The sequence below is a fragment of the Streptomyces regalis genome (assembly GCF_001509475.1).
Lineage (GTDB): Bacteria > Actinomycetota > Actinomycetes > Streptomycetales > Streptomycetaceae > Streptomyces > Streptomyces regalis.
Genome location: NZ_LLZG01000183.1, coordinates 1 through 1,776 on the forward strand (window position 1 = coordinate 1; position 1,776 = coordinate 1,776).

A 1,776-nucleotide genomic window follows, 5' to 3' on the forward strand; every position below is an offset into this window, starting at 1 on the left:
TCGTGCGCAAGGTGCTCATCGCCAACCGTGGCGAAATCGCTGTCCGCGTGGCCCGGGCCTGCCGGGACGCCGGGATCGCGAGCGTGGCCGTCTATGCGGACCCGGACCGGGACGCGTCGCATGTCCGCGCCGCGGATGAGGCGTTCGCCCTGGGCGGTGACACCCCGGCCACCAGCTATCTGGACATCGACAAGGTCCTCAAAGCCGCGCGCGAGTCCGGGGCGGACGCGATCCATCCCGGCTACGGCTTTTTGTCGGAGAACGCCGACTTCGCCCAGGCCGTCCTGGACGCCGGGCTGATCTGGATCGGCCCGCCCCCGCAGGCCATCCGCGATCTGGGTGACAAGGTCGCCGCCCGGCACATCGCCCAGCGTGCGGGTGCCCCGCTGGTCGCGGGCACCCCCGACCCGGTCTCCGGGGCCGACGAGGTGGTGGCCTTCGCCGAACAGCACGGCCTGCCCATCGCGATCAAGGCCGCGTTCGGCGGCGGCGGCCGCGGCCTGAAGGTGGCGCGGACGCTGGAAGAAGTCCCGGAACTGTACGACTCGGCGGTGCGTGAGGCGGTGGCCGCGTTCGGGCGCGGGGAGTGCTTCGTGGAGCGCTACCTCGACAAGCCCCGGCACGTCGAAACCCAGTGCCTGGCCGACTCCCACGGCAACGTGGTGGTCGTCTCCACGCGTGACTGCTCGCTGCAGCGCCGCCACCAGAAGCTGGTCGAGGAGGCGCCGGCGCCGTTCCTGTCCGACGAGCAGGTCGCCGAGCTGTACTCCTCCTCCAAGGCGATCCTCAAAGAGGCCGGCTACGTCGGCGCCGGCACGGTGGAGTTCCTCGTCGGGGCGGACGGCACGATCTCCTTCCTGGAGGTCAACACCCGCCTGCAGGTCGAGCACCCGGTCACCGAGGAGGTCGCCGGCATCGACCTGGTGCGCGAGATGTTCCGCATCGCCGACGGCGAGCACCTCGGCTACGACGACCCGCCGCTGCGCGGGCATTCCTTCGAGTTCCGCATCAACGGCGAGGACCCCGGCCGGGGCTTCCTGCCCGCCCCCGGCACCGTCACCACGTTCACCGCGCCGTCGGGTCCGGGCGTGCGCCTGGACGCGGGCGTGGAGTCCGGCAGCGTGATCGGCCCGGCCTGGGACTCGCTGCTGGCCAAGCTGATCGTCACCGGCGCCACCCGCGAGCAGGCGCTGCAACGCGCGGCCCGCGCGCTGGCGGAGTTCCAGATCGAGGGCATGGCCACCGCGATCCCGTTCCACCGCAAGGTGGTCACCGATCCGGCGTTCGCGCCGGAACTGACCGGCTCCAGCGCCCCGTTCACGGTCCACACCCGCTGGATCGAGACCGAGTTCGTCAACGACATCAAGCCCTTCGCCACCCCGGCCGGCACCGAGGCCGAGGACGAGGCGGGCCGTGAGACGGTCGTCGTCGAGGTCGGCGGCAAGCGCCTGGAGGTCTCCCTGCCGGCCTCCCTGGGCATGACCCTGGCCCGCACCGGGCTGGCCGCCGGGGCCAAGCCCAAGCGGCGCGCGGCCAAGAAGTCCGGCCCCGCGGCCTCCGGCGACACCCTCGCCTCCCCGATGCAGGGCACCATCGTCAAGGTCGCCGTCGAGGAAGGCCAGGAAGTCAAGGAAGGCGACCTGATCGTCGTCCTCGAGGCGATGAAGATGGAACAGCCCCTCAACGCGCACAAGTCCGGCACCGTCAAGGGCCTGTCCGCCGAGGTCGGCGCCTCCCTCACCTCCGGCGCACCCATCTGCGAAATCAAGGACTGAG

General features: G+C 71.6%; 1 protein-coding gene. It reads left to right on the plus strand.

Features of this window, described 5'->3' with window-relative positions:
* Window positions 1-2: 2 nt before the first annotated feature.
* Complete coding sequence (locus ADL12_RS21355) at window positions 3-1,775, plus strand: acetyl/propionyl/methylcrotonyl-CoA carboxylase subunit alpha (protein WP_062704275.1); 1,773 nt, start codon at window positions 3-5, stop codon at window positions 1,773-1,775.
* The last annotated feature ends 1 nt before the right edge of the window (window position 1,776 follow it).